Raw genomic sequence first — 24880 nt, 5'->3', positions numbered from 1 at the left:
CTCATTCACGAGGCCGACTCTCCTTCATCCCCCGCCTCCCCTCTCGTGGGTGGCGGGGGAGTGGGTGTGTGCTCGCCGCCTCGACGTTAGCGCTCACGGCGACCCTGGCAGGGTGCGCGCCCTCGCCCGACCCAGCATCCGACGGTGAACTGCGCGTCGTGGCCACGACCGGCATCCTCGCCGACCTCGTGCGCAACGTCGCCGGAGACCGCGCCCATGTCACCCAGATGGTGCCCAACGGTGCAGACCCGCACTCGTGGGAACCCTCCCTGCGCACCATCCGCGATGTTGCCTACGCGGACGTCGCCTTCTCCAACTACCTCATGCTCGAGGAACACGCCCTCATCCGTGCCCTCGACTCCAACCTGCCCGCCGGCTCGCGCTCTGTCTCCGTCGCCGAGGAGGCCGCCAAGAACGGCGCCACCATCCTCCCCCTCGTCGAAGACCGCGCGCTTGATACCCCGTGGCTCGGCATGCGCGTGTGGGGCGACGGCGCCGACATGGGGGCCACCCGCGCCTCGCAGATTGACCTGACGACCACCGGCGTCGACGGGCCCGGCCAGGCCGCCGCCTACCTCACCACGTCGTTCGGGCAGCCCGAGATCGCCTTCGCGACCTCGGACGGCTTCAACGCCGCAGGCGGATACGACACCGACACCGCGCAGCTGCCCGCCGACGCCCACCAGCACATGAGCTGGGCATTTACTCAGCCCGGCGTGTACCGCGTGCACTTCCGCGCCAACCTGCGCACCACGCCCGGCGCCACGCCGGTGGGCGTCGGGGAAGGCACCGCCGTCTTCGCCGTCGGCACCCCGCCCGAGGACATCGCCGCCGCCGAAGGCCGCCGCGTCCTCTCCGCCGGTCACGCAGACATCACCGTCAGCCTCACCACCAAGCGCGTCGAACTCGCCTCCGACGCCGGCGCACTCAGCGGGGACGAGGCCTCGGCCCCCTGCGTGGGCGCATCCAGCGCCGCGGCGGCCGTCGCCTCCACCATGGAATGCACCGACCTCGACCACGTCGTCATCGAAGTGCCCACCCGCGCGCTCACCACGATCCCCGGGGAGGCCTCGTTCCGCTTCATCGGCGAGCCCGGCGCGAACGTCTACATGCTGCCCCAGGCCGTCCTCGGCAAGCACGTCCACGGCGACATCGACCCCCACCTGTGGCACGACGTCCACAACGCCCAGGCGTACGTGCGCGTCATCCGCGACTCGCTGATCTCCGTCGACCCCGACGGCGAAGCCACCTACCGGGCCAACGCAGCCGCCTACCTGACGCGCCTCGACGAGCTCGACGCCACCGTCGCCTCGACCATCGCGTCCATCCCCGAGGAGCGGCGCAAACTCATCACCACCAACGATGCGTACGCGTACTTGGCCAACGCCTACGGGCTCACCGTCGCCGGCTTCGTCGCACCCAACCCCAGCGTCGAACCCTCCATCGCCGACCGGATCAAACTACAAGCCACGCTGTCCGACTCCTCGATCCCCGCGGTGTTCCTCGAACCCAACCTGGCGCGCACCCGCTCCACCCTGCGCACCGCCGCCACCGACGCGGGCGTGGACATCTGCCCCCTGTACGGCGACACCCTCGACGACCAAGCACCCACCTACATCGACATGATGGAACACAACGCCCGCTCACTGGCACGCTGCCTGGGCGGCAAGGAGATGCCATGAAATCCTTCTCTTCTCGCCCGACTTCCGACCGAGGCGTCGCCCGCCAGGGCGGCCGCCGGCTCTACGCCCCGGTGGCGGCGGCCCGCCCGCGAGATCGCCACACGCGAGCTTCGCTCGGAGTGGTCGATCTCGAAGCCCGGCCAGGCCCTGCCGCCGCCACCGGGGCTAGCCGGAGGCCTTTCCGCAAGCCCGGCCAGGCCTTGCCGCTGCCCACGGGACCGAGCGGGTGGGCGACTCAGCTCGAAGCCCGGCCAGGCCCCGCCGCCGGGGGGAATTGCAGCATTAGAAGCATCCCTACGGCGTGTCGCCGGCGTGTCGCGGCTCTAATGGTGCAATTCCCCCGCCTCGGCCTGTCGGTGTTCTCGCTTCTTGTCGCCGCGTTGCTCATCATCGCGGGTGCCCCCTCTTCTTTTGCTGACCCGAGTCCCGACCCCGACCTCGCGCAGAGCGTTGCCGCGCACGAAGAATGGTCGAATGAGGCCAGCGAGATCAGCGTCGGGCACGTCGACCTCGGCCCCCGACTGATCGATGGACAGTGGAGGGCCGGCCTGCGCCACGACGCCGAGAGTGGCGCCGTGTGGCGCGACCCCAACCAGACCGTCCTGCGCGTTAATGATGCGGCCATCATGACCGCACCCGACTCTGCCGACTACCCCTTCCTGGCCGACGTCGCCGGCAAGCCCGTGTACGTCGTTCCCCAGACGCAGAATCCGAGCGTCGTGTGGCTCGGCTGGAACACGCAGGACCCCGCCGTCACGGCCACCATCGACCGCGGCCTCACTATGCGCGTCGGCCCCGTGTCCGGCCCAGGCCGCGCGTGGCTGTTCCTGCAGTCCGGCACCTTCGGCAAGCCCCTCCTGCTCGCCGACTCGGGTGCGGCGCCTGGCGACGTGTGGATCGACTCGGGCACGCACGTGCACGCCAACTGGGCGTTCTCCGCGCCCGGCACCTACACGGCGACCGTGACCTTCCTGGGCACGACCACCGCGGGCGAGGCCGTGAGTGCCTCCACGACCCTGCGCTTCGCCGTCGGTGATGCCGCCTCCGCGTCCGAGGCCCTGGCCATGGCCGCGCCCGCAGCTGCCCCCGCCGATGGTGCTTCCGCTCCTTCCTCTGGTGCTGCACCCGCTGCTTCCGGGGCTGCTGACCCCGACGGTTCCTCCTCTGCCGCCGGTGCCGCGTCGGGCGGGCTGCCCGACTGGGCCTTCCTCGCGATCATCGCCGTCGCCGCGGCGTCGCTCCTCGTGATCGGCGCCCTCGTCGTGGCGCGCTCGCGCCGCAGCCGCGCCGAACAGGCCGCCGCCATCGCCGAGGCCGACTCCATCCTCGCGCCCCTGCCCACCGCCCGCGGTGAGGGCTCGGGCGAGCGCGGCCCCGGCCTCGTCGATCGGGGAGGGGAGCAGTGAGCCAGCTGCGCGTCACCGGACTGGGCGCGTCCCTGGGTGGGCGCAGCGTCCTTGAGGGCGTCGACCTGGAGGTCGAGGCCGGGGAGCTCGTCGGCCTCATCGGACCCAACGGCGCCGGGAAGACCACGCTGATCCGCTCGATCCTGGGGCTCATCCCCTCCAGCGGCAGCGTCGAGACCGACGGCGCGATCGGGTACGTGCCGCAGCGCCACGAGTTCGCGTGGGACTTCCCGATCAGCGTGCGCGACGCCGTCCTGCAGGCCGTCACCGTGCGACGAGGCCTGCTCGGGCGCGCTCGGACCCCCCACTTCCGCGCGGTCGAGGAGGCCCTGTCCCTCGTGGGCATGCGCGACCTCGCCAAGCGACCCATCGGCGAGCTGTCCGGCGGCCAGCGCCAGCGCGTCCTCGTCGCCCGGGCACTCGCGATCCGGCCCGCCGTGCTGCTCCTCGACGAGCCCTTCACCGGCCTCGATATGCCCACGCAGGAGATGCTCATGGACCTGTTCCGCGCGCTCGCGGACGGGGGACGGGCCCTCCTCATGACCACGCACGACCTCATCGGCGCGCGCGCTGGCTGCGACCGGCTGTACCTGCTGCGGCGCACGATCGTCGCCTCCGGGCGTCCCGACGAGCTCGCCGACGCCGACCCGTGGATCCGCGCCTTCGACGTGCGACCCGACAACCCGATCCTCGACGCCCTAGGAGTGCGCGCATGAGCACCGTGATCCACGCGGGGGGCCACGTCCTCGCCCCGGCGGCGGACTTCCTGAGCCCCTACGACTTCTTCCGCGACCTGACGAACCCCGCGCTGGCGTTCCTGCCGCGCGCGCTGCTGATCGCGGTCGTCGCCGCGCTCGTGTGCGGCAGCGTCGGCGTGCACGTCGTCCTGCGTGGCATGGCGTTCATCGGCGACGCGGTCGCGCACTCCGTGTTCCCCGGCCTGGCGATCGCCTTCGTGTGCGGCGGGTCCCTGGTGTTCGGCGGGGCGCTCGCGGGCGTTGTGACCGCCGTGCTGGTGGCCCTGTTGGCGCAGAATCGGCGCCTCAAGGAGGACTCCGTCATCGGCGTGCTCTTCGTGGGCGCGTTTGCGCTCGGCGTCGCTATCATCGCGCGGGCGCCCGGGTATGCGGGGAGCCTGCAGGACTTCCTGTTCGGGTCGATCACGGGTATCCCGGCGTCGGACGTGCCCGTGGTGTTGTGTGGCGCTGCGTTGGTGCTGCTCATGCTGTTCCTGGCGCACCGGCCCATCGTTGCCGTGACCCTGGACCGCGAGAGTGCCCGAGCCGCGGGCGTGCACGTGCTCGCTGCCGATCTGTCCTTGTATGTCGCCGTGGCCCTGGCTGTGGTTATTTCTGTGCAGACGATCGGCAACGTCCTGGTGCTCGCCCTGCTCGTGACCCCCGCGGCCACCGCGCGGCTCCTGTGCGACCGCCTGGGGACCATGATGATCCTGTCGCCCGTGCTTGGGGCTGCCGGGGGCCTGGTGGGCCTCTACCTGTCGTGGGCGCTGGACGTGCCCACGGGCGCCACGATCGTCCTGGTGCTCACCGCGTGCTTCGGCCTCGCCTGGGTCTTCGCGCCGAGGCATGGGGTCCTCGCGCGGGGACTGCGCGAGAGGCGGGGGTGAGTCTGGCGGGCCCGGACAGTGCGCGCGTTCGTGCGCGCGCGTCAGTGGGACTGGACGCCGTCTCGTGAGTGGGCCTGTCCGAGGACGCGGCCCCGGCCTCGTGAACCTGGAACACGCTTGTGAATGTGAACAAGTGGTCATATGCTTGGCCGCGTACCAGAATTGTTCCGTGGCCCACGTCTATGGGCTGATCGATTCGGAGGTGGCGCGTGGCCGACGTTGGTGTCGATGCCGATAAGCACGCCCAGACGCGTGACGATATGAAGCGGGGGGGGGAGTCCCTGGGAGACTCATCGAAGGCGCTAGAGCAACTCATTGATGCGCAAGACCCCGGGTATTGGTCCGACGAAGCCGGATTCCAGGCGATGCGCACAGCGATCGTTTCGTTGCTGAAGACTGAGGATGATCTCATTCGTGGCCAGCAGACACGCTTCTCGAAGTTCGACGAAGACGTTGAGCACGCGGCCGAGGCATTTGAAGCTGCGGAAACAGCAAACGCCGATGAACTCGCTGCAATCTTGGCAGCTTTGGAGCGAGGCGAGTCTGTGGACGACATGGGATCCGGGTCTTCTGTCACGAGTGTGAGCGGATCCGGTGCAACGGGGACGGGAACCGCGCCCACCCAGAACAAGCCGTCGGAGATCTGAGGAGGGGAGCAGAAATCATGGTTGAGAGCCCGATGTATGAGCGCCTCATGCGGCTGGTCGCCGCGATCGAAAAGGCCTCCGAACTGGACGCCTGGGACGACCAGCATAATAAGGTCGTGTGCGGTCTGAACGAGGCCAACAACTCGACGCACCACATGCGCACCACTCAGGGATTCACCGGTGAGACCGGCCAGCAAATCGACGACTGGACCGGTCGCGCAATGAAGCAGGTGCAGGCCATCAAGGACGGCCACAACACGGCGATGGAGTACTACGTCGAGGCTCGACGGACGATGAAGCAGGTGCGGGAGGAAGCGATGCAGCTGTCACCCACGCTGATCGACTCGAAGCTCGAGGCGCTCGCAGACGCCGCGCACGTCGTGATCCCGGTCGCACCGGTTATCGGGCCCTTCGGGCTGCTCATCAACGCCATCGCCGCCAAGGGCGAAGCATACGTCCAGGGCCTCGTCGAACAGGCAAACAACCAGCGCGAGGTTGCCGCGACCGATATCCTGCAGCGCGCAAACAACACGATGCAGGGCCTCGCGGATGGGACGAATGCGCAGCGCACTGACATGGAACAGCGGGTATCTGACTGGGGTGAGCACTCCGGACCAACTCCGGGTCCTTCGAACGGCAGCGTGCGCCGCGATATCGAGAATGGCTATCTCAATACGTCCGTTCACGAGGCGGGCGTCTATCCGGGCAATCGCGACACGGATTATGGACGTTCAGGTTTGCGCGGTCCCGGCTCCGGTCTATATCCGGGAGGGTACGACGAGGGCGGTCCGATCAGTGATCGCGTCATGTCCTCTCCCCGCGTTCCCGATCGTTTTGCCGACGAAGGGGAGGCGGGCTCGCGCCTCAACCCTATTGCCGATCCTCAGGACTTGATGGACATCGATCTGTTGCACACGCGAGTCAATGGCGATCGGCACCGGAATGGGGTCATCGGTGGTTACACCCCGGCGCCCCCGGTTGATCGATACCACCCGCTGTGGAATGTCAACGGAGGGCCGGGCAGTGAGTCTGCGTTGGCCGGTCGGCTCGGTGGCGCGGGCATGCTCGGAGCCGGAGCAATGGGTGTCGGTCGCGCGGCCCGCATGGGCGGGGATCTTCATTCCTCTGCGGCCAGTGCGCTTGGTCGTGGTGGAACCATGGGCATGTCGGCGCTGCGCGCGGGTACCTACTCCGGTCCAGGCTATGGAACCTATAAGCCCCCGTCGGTAGAGGGTGGTGCTGTGGGGGTTGCCGGTGCTCAGGGTTCCCGCGGTGCATCTGGGACCGGGGCCGCCGGGTCCGGAAGGGCAGGCACCCAGGGCGGCGGCTTCATGGGCGGTGGAGCCGGTGCCGGTTCCGGCGGCGGTAAAGATGGCAAGAAGGCGAGGCGTCGCAAGTACACGCCGTTCCGCGTCGAGGATGAGGATGAACTGCCGGAGGGCTACGTGAATCCGATGTCGCAGACATACGGGACGGACAAGGACATTGCGCCTGCCCCGCGTCAGGATGACGGATGGGATCTGCGCCAATGGTAAGGGCGATGAGGAGTAAGCAGGTACGTGCGAGGAACGCTGCCGCGGTAGCGGCCGTTGGTGCGCTCGCGGTGGGTATCGTGTCGATTCCCGCTGCCCCCGCTCACGCTGCCGACACGATCACCGCCGCCGATCAGTCGTATTTCTCGTACTACGGCTTGGATCGGGCGCGCGCGAAGGGGTACACGGGCAAGGGCGTGACGATCGCGATGATCGACGGCAGGGTGGACACTTCCGTTCCCGAGCTCGCGGGCGCGAATATCACGGTGACGATTCCGTGCACGATCACTACATCATCCAAATCGAAACAACACGGTACGGGTGTCGCCTCGATCCTTGTGGCGCCAGGCTACGGTGTCGCGCCGGACGCAACGCTTCTTGCCTATCAGTTGAGCTTTGGGAAAAATGGGGATGTGGCTGCAAATGACTGTGCAGATAGCGCCGCTACGCGAATAACAGAGGATTGGCTGCTGAATCAGGCAATGAACGATGGTGCCCAGGTCATTAACTACTCCGCTTCCAGCGTAGCTGGCGCTAATCGGGTGAAGTGGGCTGTTGCTCGTTCGATTTCGAGCGGCGTCATTGTCGTAGCTTCTGCGGGTAATGATGGCAATGATAACGATGTTGAATCATTGTCCAAATGGTCTGGTGTTGTGGGTGTCAGTGCGATTGGCGCGGACGATAATCGGCAGGACTATTCATCCTGGGGCCAGGGCGTGGTGACAGCGTCGATTGGTGGTCCCGTGCTCTTTCGTAATCTGGATACAGCTGCTCATGATGAGACCTATGGGACGTCAGTTTCCGCTCCCGTGGTCACGGGTGTGCTGGCTTTGGCGAAGCAGCGGTGGCCTGAGGCGACCAGTAACCAGCTGCTGCAGCTGCTGGTGAAGACGGGGTTGAATCCGGACCATGGGTGGAACCAGTACACTGGGTTTGGTGCGATCGATCCGGGTGCGATCCTGAATACGGATCCGTCGCAGTTCCCTGATGAGAATCCGTTGATGGAGAAGCAGGGCGGATCGAGTCCGACGCCGGAGGAGGTCCAGCAGTACGTGGATGGTGTCGTAGATCCGACGGATATTGTGAATGATAATTCGTACACATATCGAGGCCTCGACGAGTCGAAGCTGAAGGATGGCTTGAACACTTCCCCGACGCACCTGGGCACAAGCCCACGGTACCACCGGAAGTGAGGCTGGGGCGGCCTCGAGCTCGCTCTGGCGCGCATCCTGGCGATTGTTTCACGTGAAACATTGATGGGGTAAGAGCGGAGGCGGCGGTGTTGTGCTGCGTCGCGCGCTTCGATACTGGCCGCGTACTTCCTGAAGTTCCTCTATGACGCTCTCTGTCACATCTATGAACTTCTATGGGATCTATCGAGGGTTCTATGAGATAGATAAGCGGGTCTATGAGATGGCGCCATCTGAGGAGCAGATGCTGCTGCAGCGCCATCGTCGACTGACGGCTGATACGGAACCGGTGCGAGGTAGTTCGCTACGGGGTCTCGTTGCGCGAGGCCTGGTACGGTCCACCGGACAGCGCCGTTGGGTGTGCTACGAGCTTGTTCAGGAGAGCTGAGAGCTTCATGTTGCTGTCCTGGGGGCTGTCACGTGAACCAATGATGTTGAGGCCCCAGCCCACGATGGTGGGTTGGGGCCTCAGCATATGGAGTTCTGGAGTCGTGGTGACCATCTGTATTGTCAGCATCAACAATGAGAATTGACTCTACGGACTGTCGCTCTCAGCGGATATTGATTCCCGGTGGTCATTAGTGATCCCAGATGTGGGTGACGACCCATGTATCACCCCGCTCTTCAAGAAATAGGACACGAAAGAGTGTTTGTTCGTTGTTGATTTCTTCGCCGGTTACCGTGCTTATGGTGTCGTATTCTTCTGACGCCTTTTCCTCTGTTAGGTAGCGGAATACTGCCGGTGTTTGCAAAAATGTGAATTCGACACAAATTCCTTCAGTGCCTGCCTTTTGGAGTGAGCACTCGTATATCTTATTTGTTTGAAGATACTGATTGGTGAGCGGCTTGACGAGATATGAATCTGTATGCATGCGTTCCAGGTCGTGTGCAAATGCATCGCAGTAGCCCTCAACCTGACATACCTTCATGAGATCTTCTGTGTCTCCGGTATTGAACGCATATGCCCACAGGTCGACGTACCACTGTGATGTCGCTTGGGCACCAATTTGGCCGCCCGCGTAGAGGTTCGGCGGGGGAGTGGGTTTTGGGACGTCAACGGGTGTCGGCTGCGCGGATTGAGGGGCGTCGCCTGATTGGGTGCCTGATTGCGCGGCAGTGTCAGACTGGGGTGACTGTGCCCCGGACTGAAGCTCGGCGTTCGCGTGGGCGCGAGCGTTAAACGCGCGGAATCCCACGAACGATACTGCGACGAGGACGATGGCGGCGATGATGGCGCCGATCCACCGGCCGATGTTGGAGGGTTTCGTACTCATGGTGCATCACTCGCTTAGTGGCCTTGTTTTTCTTCCCAGGTGTCGGTGTTGGAGACGATGAGGTGGTTGAGGGGAAAGGGGCCTGTTGTCTCCGTCGTGGTGACCAGGCCGTTGATGGTTTGGGTCTCTCCAGTGAAGGGATTGGTGGCCGTACCGCTCCACGTGGTGGTGAGTGTGATGGTGCGGGTGGCGTTGGGGTAGGGTCCGTCGAAGCGTGAGCGCCAGCCGTTGGGTGGGGTGTAGTAGTGGCGGATGAGCCGGGGGTCCTTGTTGGGGTCCATGCCCTTTTCGAAGGCCATTCCTTGGTAGGCGGTGATGGTGTTCGGGGTGCCATCGCCCCAGTCCCATTCGTAGTTCGTGGCTTTCAGGGTGATGGTGATGTCGTGTTCCAGCAGGTTGATGACGTGAGTCTGGGTCGGGTTGGCGACCGACATGAAATACTAAGAATGCTGCGCAACCATCACGCACGTCCTCCCACCCACATTCCCGAAACCGCACGTATGTGCGCGACCCGGCCCCGGCCTCGTCGTGAGATGTGGGAACGAGAGTGCTCCCGGAACGTCCGGGGCCGACGATGCTGTGTTGTAGCCTTCCAATTGGCCGCATCGTGCCCGCTCCGTGCGGTATGGTTATCGGAAAATAAAGCAGTGTTGCTCAACGAGGCTTGGGAGGCCGGGTCGCGTGGCTGCTCGATGTGGTGGTTGATCTGCCGCATCGGAATTCGCGCCCAGAGAGGCACCGCTCAAACAATGCAGGTCTTGAGGGGGAGCGGCCTTCCGTGGAGGCACAAGGAGAAAAGTATGGAAGCCATCGATGAGTTGATTGACGCTGCGCAGACCTTCTACGAGGAGGCGCGTAGGGATAAGAATGGGCGCTCGCGTTCGTGGGAGCATTGCTATCGCGTGTTTCGAGATGCGCGGACCGACCCCTCCCCGGACTGCGACTATTTGAGTCTGCACCTCGCCTTCTACCTGGCGAGCTGGGGGATGTACAGGGGCTCGTCCTTCCTCCTTCAGAAGGACTACAAGGTACTTGTGCCCATCGTCGAAAAGATCCTCAAGCCCGAATACGACTGCCTGCTTGGGGTCGCTTGCGTGGGTCTGCGGGACTCTGAGGTTCAGGAGAGGTACACGAACGTGTACGACGACATCGCCGAGCATTTCTGGCCGATACGTAACGAGGTCGCAGGGCGTGAGGTTCCGACTCCTGTGTCGCCGGTCCTCATTACGAAGATCCTCATGGGAACGCTCGGGTGCGTGCCCGCGTACGACAGGTTCTTTCAGGATGGCGTTGCGACATACAAGGTGACGACGCAGGAATACAGCCCGAAGTCCGTCCTCAAGCTCGTGGACTACTACGAGAAGCACAACGACCGCTTGGAGGAAGCGCGGCGAGGAATGCGGACTGACGATCTCATCTATCCGCAGATGAAACTGCTCGACATGGGGTTTTGGCAGATCGGCTTCGAAAGGGACGCTGAGGACGCCAAGACCCGTCACTGACCGTCTGTGGGGTCGGCGACGCCGAGTGTTTCGGTCATCGCCGACCCCACCAAGAGTCGCTTACCCCCTCGATGCGCACGCCGTAGAACTTGTTGCGCCCGGACAGTCCCGTCACCTCGAGGTCGCCGACACCCGGGAGGCCGAATGCGGTCATTTCGTTGGCACCCTGCGAAGTGCCGAGGATCGACATCTCCCTCACGGCCTCGTCGAGAGCGGGGTCGGGTGCGCCGAGGAGCCTTGGATCTCCGAGGGTTTCGCGGAACCAACCGGCCAGGTAGGAGCCGGAGGACTGGAGGACCTCGAACACGTAGTTGCCGGGGATGCCCTGTACAAGGTCCGCGGTATGCTCCACACCCGCTCATGCCTGCTCACGCTGCGTCAGCAACACCGCATACTCGACCTGTTCGCCAGCGATTGCCACGTCGCACTCGAGGTCACCTGGAGCGCCTACCAGAACATCATCGACGCCTACCGCGCGCCCGACACGAGTGCGGGTAAGGTCCTGATGGAAGTCGAAATCAACACACTGACCTCCACGCGCGTACCGAGGAACCTGACCGAGCTCATGACGCTGGGCAGGACACTCAAACACAGAGCCGAGCACTCCGCGAAACAGGAGGATTCAGGCCCCAACTACACCCCCGATTATGAAGAGCCCCAAAAGATGAGTCAGCCATGGGAATTTCCTCCTGTGTTCACACTCATTCGGGCTCTAGAATTGGGGTATGTCAACGACCATCGACGTCTATCCGACAACGAGCTTCATGCCGCTCGTGGAGCAGACGCGCGCCCGCACACAGGAGCTATTCCAGCAGCTCCTTGACAGGCACGGAGTCGGCTCTCGGATCGAAGTCAAGGCGTTCTACCCCCCTGCGGGTGGCTCGCAGCTCCGCTTCGTTGACGAGAGTTTGGCCTGGGAACCAGGTATGGAACTTGGCTTTGGCTACTGGATTAACGGCGAGTGGGACTCCACCTCTTGGCCTGGTTGTTTCGCTGTCGAGGATGATGATCGGATCACTAAAGAAGATCTCGTTTATCCGTTCACCTCAAAACCAGAACATCTTGGACTGTGGAGCATCGTTGAGGAGTTTGAGGACCTGCTGCCACCCGAGCAGCTAACAAAGGTACTTCGTCAAGATCATTACTGGTATGAATACCGAAACTTGGCCGGCCCTGCTGTTGCATCGACAGGGTACGGGCTGGTTGCAGCAGCTCTTGCCGAAGCAACCAACGGAGTCATCGCCTCATTCGACAGCGCATTCGACATTGAACACAATGGCGAATCTGCTCAAAAATTCCTCACCTGGTGGGGCGAGAAGCAAATGACTTTCTACGGAACTGAATCATTTAAGAAGTCGCGTATCGTTTAGATGCCGGCTGGGATGATGTCGTCGATGAACCAGATGCGCGCAGGCACGGCTTGATAGGGGTCCACACGGTGTTCCACGTGGTTGCCAGTTGTCGAGCCAATCCTGCAATGGTGGCTCCCTCGACGCGCAACTATCGGATCGCCCAGCGGATCACCCGCACACCCAGACGAGGCCGGGGAGCGCACACCTTCTCGCTGTGCTCTAGGAATGTCACCGTCTGGCAGGTGCGTTCTCGGCATATCCAGCGTCGCTTGTGCCACCGGATCCGCACAGGGACCCCGGCCCAAGGGCGCGTCGATCACCTCCACCACCACGCGCCCGTGCCCTTGAGCAAGTCACCCCACAACCCGGGCACCCAGCACAGCGATCATAGGACTCTCTGTCGAGCACCGGACCACGCTCACGCCGAGCAACAGGTAGATGAGGCATTGTAGAGGTCCTTGACGATAGCAGGGGTAGAAGACCGTTCATCATCAAGGACCTTGACCTCTGCCCGAAATCCCCGACCAACACCCGGTCACCCACGCTCAACTCGGAAGAGCCCTATTTCCAGCCGATCCGGGACCAGGCCGCAGGGCGTGAGGTCGCGACCCAGGTGTCACCGTTCCTCATCACGAAAATCCTCATGGGAACGCTCGGCTGCGTGCCCGCGTACGAAAGGTTCTTTCAAGATGGTGTTGCGAAACACAAGGTGACGACGCAGGAATACAGCCCGAAGTCCGTCCTCAAGCTCGTGGTGTTTTACGAGGCCCACAACGACCGCCTCGAGGAAGCGCGGCGCGGAATGCAGACCGAGGACCTGACCTATCCGCAGATAAAGCTCCTCGATATGGGGTTTTGGCAGATTGGGTTCGAGAAAGATGCTGGGAGCGCAAGATAACCCTCTAGAGATCAGTGTCAGAGCATGTCGATGCCCGAGGTATAGGTGGTACTGTCACCCCCGTTATAATGGGCCAGAATGAGCCATCCCAGCATGAGATGCGTTGCTTGCAACGAGCCAAGTATCGATAGATCTCATCAAGGGTCCTAGGACTTCATAGAATCGATTTAATTCCCTTAAAACTGCCCGGACCAGTCCGCAGGAATTCCGAGGCTTCTCGGATCGACAAGTGGATTGGTTAGAAAATCAGATTGAAATAGATGCGCAACTTTATCTGGCCATGTGGTACCCGGGGATGTTCTTCTCAAAAGGAATGACATGACAACAATCGCGCCGAATATGCGCTCGCTTTGTCCGTCAGGCAAATCCTTGAATACGGGCATAGTTTTAAGAGGTGTTGTGGGGACGGGTACAAAGCTTTTGTTCCATACGCGGCTGTGGTGTGCGCACGAATTACGAATGATGGTAAGTTGTTCGAGCCAGCTTGCAAGCGGCGAACGCTTCTTAATCTTACGTATCTGATTCTTCGAAAGTTGCGCTTTGTCGATGACAATTCCTAAGCCTTCGGCGATGTAATTCTGGTCTTTTGACTTCATGCCGTCAAACATGCGGGAAATATCTGAAAAGTCGAGTACTTCTGCAAGCACCCAAAATGGGTACGACTGATTATATTCATCGTAGTAGTGTCGTATCGCCTCATTATGCTTTTTCGCACGACCGACTCTCCGCTTGGCTGTCTCAACCCAATCAGTGTGATCGAAATCTGTGCGGAAAAGAGTTGGATCATGGTATGAGATCGGTGTCGGATTCGATCCGGAGACACAAAGGCGTTCGCTAAGGCGTGTCCTCATTGTTACTTCGATACGTTCAATACCGTCGTGTATGAGTGTGCGTAGTTTTCTGTCTGCTTCGTAGAGTCGTACGGCATCTGTAAACGTTGGATGTTCGCAATAGCACTCATTGCCGAGGGAGTCTATCCTGCGTGCAGGAAACCAATATGCGGATAGGCGGTAGTAGCTGACGTTGGTCAACCATTGGGTGGCCAGGTCTGTATCGACGGACATCCCGCGGCTTTGAAGGATCGAAATCTGATCACTTATAGTGGTGCCAGGCTTCAGCGACTTCGACATGGTCAACATCTCCGTTGAGTTCCTCAAAAAGATCCAGCCCACTCCCAGCATGTGCTGGGGCGGGCTGAACGGTTAACTCCAATCTAGCGTTCTCGCGGCGTCAAGGAGCTGAAATCTCGCCATTTGGGCCACTCGTGGTGCAAGTCATACGCCGCTGACTATCTGAGGATCAGAGTAGATCTACGGAACTCAGTTCTGTACCTCCGGGATCTCCAGCTTCGGCAGCGTCTCCAGGAGCTCCTGGGTTCGCATCGAGACGGTGACCAGGCGCTTGATCAGGTCCACGACCGCGTCAGGGCGGCCCTGCTCGCGCAGGAAGTCGTTCGGGTCGTTGACGATGCCCGACGCCTTGTCCGTCTTCACGTGGTAGCGGTCGATGATCCACTCGAGCGGGCTACGGCCCGAAATCGAATACCCCTGCGCCTCCGCAGGAATGCCCGTCAACGTCACGTAGTCGTTGTACTCCAAGCGCGTGAAGTCCTTATCGCGGCGCCCCAGCTTCGGGAAACGCATCTTGCGCTCGCCGATCCGGTAGCGCTCCCACGGGTCCGCAGGCGCGTGCAGGCTCGCCTCCTCCTGCACCGACGGATACGGCTCCACCCGCTCGTAGTTCACGTGCAGGTCCGCCAGCTCGCGGCCCACGCTCGCATACGTGTGGAAACCTGCCGCACGAGGAATGTGCGGCAGCATCTTCTTCAAATCGTCCTCGTAGCGCTCCCGATACTCCGGGTGATGCAGTAGCGCGTACACGTAGAAGAAAATGTCCTCCTTCGTGATCCCCGCATCCCCGTAGTGCTCCCGGTACGAAGCCAGCGTCGCGTCCGTGACGTTATCGACGCGGCGATACCCGTCCAGGATCACCGGGATCTGGTCGCCGATCGGCCGCGAGAAATCCAGGGACGAGGCCGTGGTAGCACCATCCGAGCTGCTTTCCGAGGAGGTCGCCAGGTCGGCGAACAGGTCGGGCTCGCTCCCCGAGGTGGGGGAGAGGGGTTCCCAGGTGTAGAGAGAGAATGTTTGCGTCGTTCCCATCGTGTGAAGATCCGGTAGGAGATCTGTCATGAGGGATGTTAGTTCCTTGCGAGAATCATCTTCGACGGTGATGGTGAGGTTGCTATGTGCAGCCGTCGGCAAAATCTGGGGGAGCTGGTAAATCATGTCATTCATCTCCCGAGCAAAGTAGACGCTCTGTGCACAGAACGGCCGGTAGATGCCAGAGCGGATTGAATCTGCGTCGAATTTGTGACGTTTGTGAGCTGTGAGATCACGGATGAGTTGACGGTTCCAGTTAATGTGTGTGGAATCTGTGTTGATCGCTTCCGCTGTAGTTCCAGCCTCGACCGCTGCATTGTAGTTGTCGATCATGCGGCGCATGTTTGACGCGACTGCTTCGCGGGAGAAGTTGTAGCACCACGCGTCACGGTTGGTCTTGAGGCCGTTTGAATACTGCCGGAATACTGCGGGCGTTGATTCCTTGCCCTTCAGCGTCTTGTTTCCGATTTCCTGGAAGGTTGCGAAGCGCTCGTCGCGGGAGCTGATCCAGTCGCCGTGCTGGTTCGGCGTGATGGAGCGGAATGTGTCTGCTCCGCTGATTCCCTCGATGGATCCGTAGGCGCTGATCTGGTTGAGCTTCTCCTGTCGCGTCGCGTAGTCTTCCGCTTCCGCGTAGAAGATCTCTGCGGTGCCGGAGTACGAGGGATCTTTGACAAGTACGGTAATGGCAACACCTGTGCGAGAACCAGCCTCGAACACGTTTCCGCCCTCACGCCGTCGGCGCTCACCGGACGTCCGGGCATTTCCCTTCAGGTCGTAGATGAAGATCTGGGAGAACTCCTCTTGCAGCGACAGGCGTACGCCATCAGCCGTGGCACCGTCCACGAAAGAGCTGTTGGAGACGAAGGCGATGACGCCTCGTTCCCCAATGCGGTCCGACGCCCAGCGCAGAGCGCGGAAGTAGGAGTCGTACAGGCTATTCTTGTTCGCACCTGACGACCGGTCCGCGTAGGTGTCCGCAATACGCTCGTCCAGGCGCGGGTACGCCAGGTTCTGGTTGTTGTCGTTCGCGTTGTTCTGACCGGACGAGTACGGCGGATTCATGACGATGACCGTGATCGCCGAGTCCTTCTCTGCCTTCGCGCGCTCGTTGTTGGCGGCCAGGCCCTCGAAGTCCTCGGTGATCGTACCGTCGCCCTCGTGGAGCTGGAAGGTGTCCGTCAGGGTCATGCCCGGGAACTCAACGTAGCCCTCGTCCACGCCCTGCTCGGCGCGCACCTGGTGGTACACCTGCTCGATGTTGATCGACGCGATGTAGTAGGAGAGCAGCACGAACTCGTTCGCGAAGATCTCGTTCTTGTATTTGCGCTCCAGGGCCTCGGGCGGGATGACGCCCAGCTGCAGCAGGCGCGCCACGAAGGTGCCGGTTCCGGCGAAGGGCTCGATGATGGCCACGCCCGGATCCCCCAGGCCCTGGCCAAACGCCGTGCGCATCGCGTCGTTGGCGCTGCGGATGATGAAGTCGACGACCTCGACGGGCGTGAAGACGATGCCCAGGCGCTCGCTCATGCGCGGGAACGCCTGCGAGAAGAAGCGATCGTAAAGCGTGCGCATGATCTCCTGCTTACCCGCCAGGGTATGCACTGCCTCAATACGCTCGACCATCGCCCGGTTGAAGGAATCCAGCTCGCGGCGTTCGTTCTCGAACATCGAGTGTGACGCCAGCATCTCACAATCGCTTTTATTGCACGGCTCACAGGGTGCTGCTGTGAGAACGAATGATCTGGGAATATCGGCTCAAACGGCGTAGTGGTGGAATCTGCTTCCATACCGGGAAATGCCATGAAATCATCGTCGCGCGCAGCAGTCATGCGACCAAGAATAGCGGGTAATCTACGACATACAAGCTAGCTGGTGTGGTGGGTGGGGATACAAGGGGATTTCTGCGAGCAAAGGCGCGGATGAGACGTCGCTGCCCTGGCCGGTGCTGGTTCCACGGCTGCGGGACGCAGATGAGCATGCCCCTCCTTACGGTGTCGCTTGTCGACCATGGTGGTCGATAGTGTGACCCAGAGGAGGGGGCAGGATGTCTCAGATAATTGCCAACAAGGGAGATGGCAACCAGATCGCTCAGTTCGGTGGGGACCTGAACGGAACACGGACATTGGCATCCCTGACGCTGCCTGAGCTCGGTGAGGAGTATCTGTTGGCCAGTTCGATCGTCTCAAGGGAACGGAAGTCAAGACTCAAGACATCAGCAATCGCGGCGTTGGTGTGCCTCCTGTGTTGCGGCATCACTGTCGTCATGTACAGGCTTCTGGGGAGCCCGTCGCTGAGTGAAATCATATTTAGCCTGAACAACGGATCGAAACTCGAGCTAGGTATGAACGTCACGCTGGCGGTTCTCCCGATCGGCGCTGCCTTCTCAGGGGTGAGTGCATACTCCAGCATGATGAATCCGAGTGAGCTCGAGGTGGATCAGCAGCAGCATCGAAGGAATGCCTACATGGTGGCACGCCAAAGGGGCCTCAGTGAGCGAGAGTGGTACAAGGTCGTTGAAGCCGCCAAGCAGCGCTAGGCGTCGGTAGGCGCAGGAGGATGTGCGTGCCCACGCCCTGCACATCCTCCCGCACCCGCGATCACAATCGCACAAATGTGCAGTTATGATGCGCATCACCGCACGAGTGTGCGGCGCTCCAACAAGCAACGAGCCGGTTCGTGCCACTCCATATCGTACGGCATTTGTCTGGACTAACGCCCCCGCCCATACGTCTGACAAATCAGCCCAAAACCGCCGCAACCACACCCCAAAAACCCGCCCCGGCCTCGTTCCAAACGGACCCGGAAAGTGAACGCCACCACCCGCGTGTCCTAGGATTGGGGCACGCCGACGCGCCCCCAAGGACGGGAGCACCCGGCACGCAGCAGCACCGCACACGCGGCAGCGCAGGGCAGGTCCAGCAACGAAGACGGACACGCCAGGCACCACCGCACGCCTGCAGAGCCGCCGTACAACCACAACCTCACAACACCGATGTTGACCCACACTGAGGAGATTCCTATGAAGCCCCGCCTCGCAGTTACAGCCCTCGTTGCGGCATCCGCATGCGCCCTCGCCCTCGGCGCCTGCACCCCCGGAGAGACCGCACAATCCTCGTCCAGCCCCGCCGCGAAGGGTGGCGGAGACGGCAACTACACGATCGCCGTCGTCCCCAAGGACGCCACCAACCCCTGGTTCGTCCGCATGGAAACCGGCGTCAAGAAGTACGCCGAAGATACCGGCATGAACGCCTTCCAGAAGGGCCCCGCTGAAACCGACGCCACCATGCAGGCCCAGGTCATCCAAGACCTCATCGCCCAAGGCGTCGACGCCATCTGCGTCGTCCCCGTCGACCCCGGCGCCATCGAGCCCGTCCTCAAGCAGGCCATGGACGCAGGCATCGTCGTCGTCACCCACGAAGGCGCCTCCCAGGAAAACACGATGTACGACATCGAAGCCTTCAACAACAGTGAATACGGCGCGTTCATCATGGACAACCTCGCCCAAGCCATGGGTGAAGAAGGCGTCTACACCACCATGGTCGGCCACGTCACCAACGCCTCCCACAACGAATGGGCAGACGGCGCCATCGCCCACCAGAAGGAGAAGTACCCCAAGATGACGCTGCTCGAAGCCGAGCCCCGCGTCGAATCCCAGGACAACGGTGAAACCGCCTACCAGACCGCCAAGGAAGTCCTCAAGAAGTACCCCGAAGTCAAGGGCATCCTCGGCACCTCCTCCTTCGACGCGCCCGGCACCGCACGCGCCATCGAAGAGCTCGGCCTCAAGGGCAAAGTTTTCACCGCAGGCACGGGCATGCCCGCGGCCAACGCCCAAATCCTCAAGGATGGCTCCGTGTCGACCCTGACCCTCTGGGACCCCGCGGACGCCGGCTACGCCATGGCGTCCCTGGCCACCAAGGTCCTCAACGGTGAAAAGATCGAAGACGGCGTCAACCTCGGCGTCAAGGGATACGAATCCATGCACTTCTCGCAGGGCTCTACCAAGGTCCTCGAAGGCAACGGCTGGATCCAGATCACCAAGGACAACGTCGACTCCCTCGGCTTCTAACCGCTTCACCGCACACGACCACCCGCGTGCCACGGCCTCGTCCCAATGAACGAGGCCGTGGCCGGGCCACCCCAGCGCGTGCACTGACGCTCGCGCACCCCCACGCGCCCACGCGAACCGAACCCGCGCGCGCGAGGGGTGGCCCCGGGTCGGCACCACGCGTCGGAAAGGACACCACATGGACACCCCAGTGCTGGCGGTACGACACGTCAGTAAATCCTTCGCAGGCGTGCGAGCCCTGGTCGACATTGACCTTGACATCGCACCCGGAGAAATCCACTGCCTCGCCGGAGAAAACGGGTCGGGCAAATCCACCCTCATCAAAGTCATCTCCGGAGTCCACACCCCCGAACAGGGCACGGTCTCCATCGGGGGACGCGACTTCACGCGACTGACACCCGCCGACGCCATCGACGCGGGCGTACGCGTCATCTACCAGGACTTCTCCATCTTCCCCAACCTCTCCGTCATGGAGAACATCGCGCTCGGCAGCGAAGTCGCCGCCGGACGCCGCCTCGTCAACCGCTCGCGCATGCGCGAAGTCGCCCGCGAAGCCGTCGCGAAGATCGGCTTCCGGGTCGACCTCGACGAACTCGTCGGCAACCTCTCCGTCGCTGACAAACAGCTCGTCGCCATCAGCCGCGCACTCATGGGCGACGCGAAGCTCATCATCATGGACGAGCCCACGACCGCCCTCACCAAGAAGGAAGTGCGCGCCCTCTTCGACATCGTCGCCGACCTCCAATCGCGCGGTATCGCGATCCTCTTCGTGTCCCACAAGCTCGAAGAAGTCTTCGAAATCGCGCAGCGCTTCACCATCCTGCGCAGCGGACACAAGGTCATCACCTGCCCGAAGGAAGAGCTCGACCGCGCCAGCTTCGCCCGCCACATGACCGGGCGCGACTTCGACGAGGAGCGCTACCAGCCCGGCGACATCACCGAGTCCCCGATCCTCGAGGTCGAGGGCGCAACCGTGAGCGGCGCCTTCGCCGACGCATCCCTGAGCGTGCGGCCCGGCGAAATCCTCGGCATCACCGGCCTGCTGGGCTCCGGACGCACCGAACTCGCCATGTCCCTGTTCGGGATGCTCCCCCTCGACTCTGGGCGCATCCGCGTCAAAGGCCAAGACGTCACCCTGCGAGGCGTGCGCGACGCGATCGCCGCCGGCATCGCGTATGTTCCCGAAGACCGACTCACCGAAGGCCTCTTCCTCTCGCGCTCGATCGGCGAAAACATCACGATCTCCGAGATGGAATCCTTCACCAAGGCCCTCGGATTCATCGACAAGAAAGCCATCCGCGACGAGGAGAAGAAGTGGGTGAAGCGCCTCGACGTCGTCACCCCCGACCCCGCCAACGCCGTCAACACCCTGTCGGGCGGCAACCAGCAAAAGGTCGTCCTGGCCAAGTGGCTCGCCACCAAGCCCTCCGTCCTCATCCTCAACGGGCCCACCGTCGGCGTCGACATCGGCTCCAAATTCACGATCCACTCGATCCTGCGCGAACTCGCCGCGCAAGGCATGGCCGTCATCATCATCTCCGATGACATCGCTGAAGTGCTCACCAACTGCTCGACCATCGCGATCATGCGAGCCGGGCACCTGAGCGACCCGATCAACCCCGACACCCTCACCGAGGCCGAACTGACCCGGCTCCTGTCCGAAGACCAGGCCCCGGCCTCGTCGACCGAAGGGGGAGAGAACTAATGCCCCGACTCATCACGAAAGTCCTGCGCGCCAACGAATTCTGGGTATTCCTGGTCATCGCCGCGCTCACCCTGGTCATCCAGGCCAGGTCCGGCCAGTTCTTTACGGCTAACAACCTCGTCGACCTGGCCGGCGCGATGGTGGTCCCCGGCCTCTTCGCCGTCGCCGCGCACCTCGTGCTCGTCTCCGGCGGCATCGATGTGTCCTTCCCGGCGCTGGCCTCCCTCGCGGTCTACGTGACTACGAAAGTCCTTGTCGACAATGGGTGGAACGGGCCCGTCATCGTGCCTTTCCTGATCGCCGCCGCCCTCGGCGCGATCCTCGGCGCATTTAACGGCATCTTCACGTCGAGGCTGACCGTGCCGACGCTGATCATCACCCTTGGCACCGCCAACGTCTTCAACGGCGTCATGCAGGGCGCACTCAAATCCGTGCAGATCAACACGATCCCCGAGTCCATGCGCTCCTTCGGATCCGCGTCCCTCTTCGTCGCCCGCAACGAAAGCTCCGGCCTGCAGTCCTCGATGCCCGTGTCCTTCCTGATCCTCGTCGCGGTCGTCGCGGTGGCCTTCTTCGTCACCCGCTACACGATGTTCGGACGCTCCCTCTTCGCCCTCGGTGGCGATGAGTCCGCGGCCGCCCGCGTCGGCTTCAAGGTGCGCGCCACCAAGTTCTGGCTCTACGTCCTCGTCGGCGTCATCGCCGCCCTGGCCGGCATGGTCCGCACCTGCTCCATGGGACAGATGCACCCGACCAACCTGCTCGGCATGGAAATGATGGTCATCGCGGCCGTCGTCCTGGGCGGTACCGCGATCACCGGCGGTAAGGGCTCGCTGACGGGCGTCATGCTCGGCACGCTGCTCATCGTCATCGTCCAAAACTCCATGATCCTCATGGGAATCCCGACATTCTGGCAGGGCTTCGCCCTGGGCCTGCTCATCATCGTGGGAACCGGCGTCTCCGCGCTTCAGGTCATGCGCGCCCGCCGCAACGCACACTAGGAGGACCACATGTCAACGCTTCTCGCCTCCCCGCGCCTCGCTTTCCTCAAGAAGGACAGCTACATGACGCGACTGATCATCGTCTTCCTCCTCCTGCTCATCTTCTTCGCCGCCGTGCGCCCCGGCCCCTTCTTCGCCGTGCGCACCTGGCAGTCGATGGCCGTCCAATTCCCCGAATTCGGCCTCATGAGCCTGGGCGTCATGTTCACCATGTTCACCGCCGGCATCGACCTGTCCGTCGTCGCCATCGCGAACGTCACCTCGATCTGCGCGGCCCTCACGCTGCGCTCGATGCTCGGCCCGGCCGTCACCCCCTCGGCGATGGGCATGGCCACCCTCATCGCCCTGGGCGTTGCCCTGGCGGTCGGGGTCGTGTGCGGACTCATCAACGGTACGCTCGTCGCTGTCCTGAAGATCCCACCCATCCTCGCCACCCTCGGTACCCTCGAGCTCTTCGGTGGCGTCGCCCTCATCCTCACCCAGGGCAAACCCGTCTCCGGCGTCCCCGCAGCGTTCGGAGCCGTGTTCACGGGGAAGGTGGCCGGCCTCGTCCCCATCCCCCTCGTCGTGTTCCTGGTGTGCGCGGCCGTCGCCGGCGCTATCGTCGCCTTCACGGGCTTTGGGACCACGATCCTCATGCTCGGCACGAACGACACCGCGGCGCGCTTCTCGGGCTTGAAAGTCAAGAGCCTGCTGATCCGCACCTACGTGCTCTCCGGCGTCATGGCGGCCATGGCCGGCATCGTCATGCTCGCGAACTACAACTCCGCGAAAGCTGACTACGGCGCCTCATACACGCTCCTCACGGTCCTCATCGTCGTCCTCGGCGGCGTCAACCCCAACGGCGGATCCGGGCGCCTGAGCGGCGTGCTCCTGTCCATCCTCATGCTCCAGGTCCTCTCCTCCGGCCTGAACATGTTCCCCGACATCTCCAACTTCTACAGGCCCCTCATCTGGGGTGGCGTGCTGCTGCTCGTCATCTGCATGAACGAGGGCATCTTCTCCTTCTCCAAACTGCGCAGACTCAGGAAAGGACACGCGCATGCTGACAGTTAAAGACAAGCAGGTCGTCGTCGGTGCCGACTTCGCCGGTTACCCCCTCAAGGAAGCCGTCAAAGCCCACCTCGAGGAGCGCGGCTGGACCGTCACCGACCTGACGCCCGACCCCGATACCGCGCCCATGTACCACCGCGTCGGATTCGCGCTCGGCGCCCAAATCGCCGAAGGCAAGTTCGAACGCGCCCTCGCCTTCTGCGGCACCGGCATGGGCATCCACATCGCCGCCTCCAAGTGCCCCCGCGTACACGCCGCCGTGTGCGAATCCGTGCCCGCCGCGCGCCGCTGCGCCGCCGCCAACAACGCGAACATGCTCGCCATGGGCGCCTTCTACGTCGCCCCGCGCACCGCGATGGCCATGGCCGATGCGTTCCTCGAGTCGTCGCTCGGGTCCGGGTACGAGGACTGGGAGGGCTTCTACGAGTACCACCGCATCGGGTACGACGAATGCGAAAACTTCGACTACGAGGCCTACAAGGCCAACGGATTCGAGGTCGTCAACCCGGGGTTCGCGGTGCTCGCCGAGCAGCCTAAGGGGCTGGCGTACTGAGGTTGTGATGCTGTAGAAAGGTGGGGGGCTCCCGTTTGGGAGCCCCCCACCCGTGTAAATGGCCTGTGACTCATGGCCGGGCTGAGAGTTTAGGTAACGCCGAGGCCGGAGGCTCGGCCATGTCCTTACTCGTGTGATTGTTTTTCGAGAGCGTCGAACCAGGCTGTGAAGAGACGCATAGCAGCATCTGCGAGGTCGTCGATCTCAGAGATTGGTTTGGGGTTTGCTCGGACGCCGAGGGACCAGTTGATGTATCCCTGGGCGAGCCAGGGAGCATCTGCCAGGTACTTCATCGTAAGATCTTTACGGAGTTGCCCGAGAGGTCGTTGCGAGGTACCAGGCTTATTGGTTTTGAGATCGAACGTGCTGGGATCCCCCTCCAACACCGACTCATAGAGGAGCCGAGCGTTCGTTACCCACGATGGCGGGACGTTCGAATCCAATGATGGATAGCACTCGTCAGTTTCCTCAACGTAGGTTCCAGCGTAGTACTCGAGGCGCACATCGCTGAAGACTGCTGGCATCTTCCGGCCGGTCACCTGAATCTGTCCGCAAAGCCAATCGCCGTTAGGGAGCTCTGGGGATTCGATAGTAATTCCCGGCATCGCTGAATCCCCGCGATTGACTTCGAGGTACCACCCGTCAGGGATCGTCAGCTTCTTCAGCGTCTTGCGCAGCACCCGCTCCACCTGGACTTTCGATGCGGGGAGGGACTCGACGTCTGATAGTAGAACGCGAGCGTCGGGGAACTCGGGGAGTATTTCTGCCCAGGTGAGAACGCGCGCGACCTGATCCTGGTGTTCCGCAGCATCATCGGCGTCAAGGAGAAGGAGCATCAAGTAATCGGCGACTTTCGATTCTCGCTCTAGTTGATCCTCGCTGATGGCGTGGTCGATCTTGGCTTCAATGGCAATGGTCGAGTGTTCGAACTCCAGAAGAATGTCTACGCGCTGATCTTTTTCGCACCCGACATCGGTCAGTTCGCCAAGCTCCACGCCCAACAGAGACGAGAAGTAGCGCTCAGTCGCTTGCGGATCGTGGCGGAATTCTGCAGCCAACGCTCGCGTGAGTTGGGGCTCCGATGTGTAGAGCGCGCTGAACTCGTGATGTGGTGTCGCTTCCATATGTTGAGGACTCTCTCGTGGTGGGCGGGGAGCGAGATCCCTGATGGCGGCTATCCGGCCGTAGCTCTCACCCCTTTGTGGCTTGACAGTCATTCACTCT

22 protein-coding genes and 1 pseudogene are annotated in these 24880 nt (G+C 62.5%); 17 read left to right on the top strand and 6 right to left on the bottom strand.

Annotated elements, in window-relative coordinates; genetic code table 11:
- Positions 1–68 precede the first annotated feature (68 nt).
- From HMPREF1478_RS03255 to HMPREF1478_RS03225, 7 genes are all read left to right on the top strand, one after another.
- Positions 69–1682: an anchored repeat ABC transporter, substrate-binding protein gene (locus HMPREF1478_RS03255; RefSeq protein ID WP_016460660.1), complete on the top strand. Its 1614-nt coding sequence runs from the start codon at positions 69–71 to the stop codon at positions 1680–1682.
- Between the two features lie 326 nt (positions 1683–2008).
- Positions 2009–3088, top strand: a complete 1080-nt coding sequence (locus HMPREF1478_RS03250; RefSeq protein ID WP_232207413.1) for a TIGR03773 family transporter-associated surface protein — start codon at positions 2009–2011, stop codon at positions 3086–3088.
- Complete coding sequence (locus HMPREF1478_RS03245) at positions 3085–3804, top strand: anchored repeat-type ABC transporter ATP-binding subunit (RefSeq protein ID WP_003791338.1); 720 nt, start codon at positions 3085–3087, stop codon at positions 3802–3804. The genes HMPREF1478_RS03250 and HMPREF1478_RS03245 overlap by 4 nt, the downstream gene beginning before the upstream one ends.
- On the top strand, positions 3801–4715 hold the full coding sequence (locus tag HMPREF1478_RS03240) for an anchored repeat-type ABC transporter permease subunit (RefSeq protein WP_016460658.1): 915 nt from the start codon (positions 3801–3803) through the stop codon (positions 4713–4715). The genes HMPREF1478_RS03245 and HMPREF1478_RS03240 overlap by 4 nt, the downstream gene beginning before the upstream one ends.
- Before the next feature lie 209 nt (positions 4716–4924).
- Positions 4925–5362: a hypothetical protein gene (locus tag HMPREF1478_RS03235; protein ID WP_016460657.1), complete on the top strand. Its 438-nt coding sequence runs from the start codon at positions 4925–4927 to the stop codon at positions 5360–5362.
- 17 nt (positions 5363–5379) lie between these two features.
- Complete coding sequence (locus HMPREF1478_RS03230) at positions 5380–6897, top strand: hypothetical protein (RefSeq protein WP_016460656.1); 1518 nt, start codon at positions 5380–5382, stop codon at positions 6895–6897.
- Positions 6876–8087, top strand: coding sequence for a S8 family peptidase (locus HMPREF1478_RS03225; protein WP_016460655.1), 1212 nt, complete (start codon positions 6876–6878; stop codon positions 8085–8087). Before HMPREF1478_RS03230 ends, HMPREF1478_RS03225 begins: the two co-directional genes overlap by 22 nt.
- Positions 8088–8662: 575 nt before the next feature.
- Here the strand turns inward: HMPREF1478_RS03225 and HMPREF1478_RS03220 are convergent.
- Positions 8663–9358 (bottom strand): DUF6318 family protein, encoded by a 696-nt coding sequence (locus HMPREF1478_RS03220; RefSeq protein ID WP_016460653.1) that lies wholly within the window; start codon positions 9356–9358, stop codon positions 8663–8665.
- A gap of 14 nt (positions 9359–9372) precedes the next feature.
- Positions 9373–9792 (bottom strand): annotated as a pseudogene (locus HMPREF1478_RS03215) (hypothetical protein); the annotation flags it as partial.
- A 366-nt stretch (positions 9793–10158) separates the two neighbouring features.
- Here HMPREF1478_RS03215 and HMPREF1478_RS03210 point away from each other — a divergent pair.
- The gene (locus HMPREF1478_RS03210; RefSeq protein WP_016460651.1) at positions 10159–10860 is read left to right on the top strand and encodes a hypothetical protein; all 702 of its coding nucleotides are present in this window, start codon (positions 10159–10161) and stop codon (positions 10858–10860) included.
- Between the two features lie 34 nt (positions 10861–10894).
- On the opposite strand, the gene HMPREF1478_RS11025 is transcribed toward HMPREF1478_RS03210, so the two are convergent.
- The gene (locus HMPREF1478_RS11025) at positions 10895–11212 is read right to left on the bottom strand and encodes a hypothetical protein (RefSeq protein WP_034474871.1); all 318 of its coding nucleotides are present in this window, start codon (positions 11210–11212) and stop codon (positions 10895–10897) included.
- Between HMPREF1478_RS11025 and HMPREF1478_RS10820 the strand changes: the two genes are divergently transcribed.
- The 3 genes from HMPREF1478_RS10820 to HMPREF1478_RS03195 all read left to right on the top strand — a co-directional run bounded on the left by HMPREF1478_RS10820 (position 11204) and on the right by HMPREF1478_RS03195 (position 13110).
- On the top strand, positions 11204–11683 hold the full coding sequence (locus HMPREF1478_RS10820; protein WP_016460649.1) for a hypothetical protein: 480 nt from the start codon (positions 11204–11206) through the stop codon (positions 11681–11683). The two genes, HMPREF1478_RS11025 and HMPREF1478_RS10820, sit on opposite strands and share 9 nt — an antisense overlap.
- On the top strand, positions 11586–12230 hold the full coding sequence (locus tag HMPREF1478_RS03200) for a hypothetical protein (protein ID WP_034474870.1): 645 nt from the start codon (positions 11586–11588) through the stop codon (positions 12228–12230). The genes HMPREF1478_RS10820 and HMPREF1478_RS03200 overlap by 98 nt, the downstream gene beginning before the upstream one ends.
- A gap of 625 nt (positions 12231–12855) precedes the next feature.
- On the top strand, positions 12856–13110 hold the full coding sequence (locus HMPREF1478_RS03195) for a hypothetical protein (protein WP_034475075.1): 255 nt from the start codon (positions 12856–12858) through the stop codon (positions 13108–13110).
- 176 nt (positions 13111–13286) lie between these two features.
- Here the strand turns inward: HMPREF1478_RS03195 and HMPREF1478_RS10290 are convergent, their stop codons facing one another.
- Both HMPREF1478_RS10290 and HMPREF1478_RS03190 read right to left on the bottom strand, forming a co-directional pair.
- Positions 13287–14240, bottom strand: a complete 954-nt coding sequence (locus HMPREF1478_RS10290; protein ID WP_016460646.1) for an Abi family protein — start codon at positions 14238–14240, stop codon at positions 13287–13289.
- A gap of 189 nt (positions 14241–14429) precedes the next feature.
- Positions 14430–16943 (bottom strand): type ISP restriction/modification enzyme, encoded by a 2514-nt coding sequence (locus tag HMPREF1478_RS03190; protein ID WP_232207412.1) that lies wholly within the window; start codon positions 16941–16943, stop codon positions 14430–14432.
- Positions 16944–17319: 376 nt separating this feature from the next.
- Here HMPREF1478_RS03190 and HMPREF1478_RS03185 point away from each other — a divergent pair, with 376 nt between their 5' ends.
- The 6 genes from HMPREF1478_RS03185 (at position 17320) to HMPREF1478_RS03160 (ending at position 23656) form a co-directional block, all read left to right on the top strand.
- Positions 17320–17811: a hypothetical protein gene (locus HMPREF1478_RS03185; protein ID WP_016460644.1), complete on the top strand. Its 492-nt coding sequence runs from the start codon at positions 17320–17322 to the stop codon at positions 17809–17811.
- Positions 17812–18294: 483 nt separating this feature from the next.
- Positions 18295–19344: an autoinducer 2 ABC transporter substrate-binding protein gene (locus tag HMPREF1478_RS03180; RefSeq protein ID WP_016460643.1), complete on the top strand. Its 1050-nt coding sequence runs from the start codon at positions 18295–18297 to the stop codon at positions 19342–19344.
- Between the two features lie 178 nt (positions 19345–19522).
- On the top strand, positions 19523–21049 hold the full coding sequence (locus HMPREF1478_RS03175; RefSeq protein ID WP_016460642.1) for a sugar ABC transporter ATP-binding protein: 1527 nt from the start codon (positions 19523–19525) through the stop codon (positions 21047–21049).
- A complete protein-coding gene (locus tag HMPREF1478_RS03170) occupies positions 21049–22050 on the top strand; it encodes an ABC transporter permease (RefSeq protein WP_016460641.1) in 1002 nt (333 codons plus the stop codon). The genes HMPREF1478_RS03175 and HMPREF1478_RS03170 overlap by 1 nt, the downstream gene beginning before the upstream one ends.
- Positions 22051–22059: 9 nt before the next feature.
- Positions 22060–23106 (top strand): ABC transporter permease, encoded by a 1047-nt coding sequence (locus HMPREF1478_RS03165; RefSeq protein WP_016460640.1) that lies wholly within the window; start codon positions 22060–22062, stop codon positions 23104–23106.
- Entirely contained in the window at positions 23093–23656 is a 564-nt protein-coding gene (locus tag HMPREF1478_RS03160; protein ID WP_016460639.1) for an RpiB/LacA/LacB family sugar-phosphate isomerase, read from the top strand. The genes HMPREF1478_RS03165 and HMPREF1478_RS03160 overlap by 14 nt, the downstream gene beginning before the upstream one ends.
- Before the next feature lie 125 nt (positions 23657–23781).
- Here the strand turns inward: HMPREF1478_RS03160 and HMPREF1478_RS03155 are convergent, their stop codons facing one another.
- On the bottom strand, positions 23782–24780 hold the full coding sequence (locus tag HMPREF1478_RS03155; RefSeq protein WP_016460638.1) for a hypothetical protein: 999 nt from the start codon (positions 24778–24780) through the stop codon (positions 23782–23784).
- Between the last annotated feature and the right edge of the window lie 100 nt (positions 24781–24880).

The organism is Actinomyces sp. HPA0247 (assembly GCA_000411415.1).
Taxonomy (GTDB): domain Bacteria; phylum Actinomycetota; class Actinomycetes; order Actinomycetales; family Actinomycetaceae; genus Pauljensenia.
This window is presented reverse-complemented; position numbering and strand designations above follow the sequence as displayed.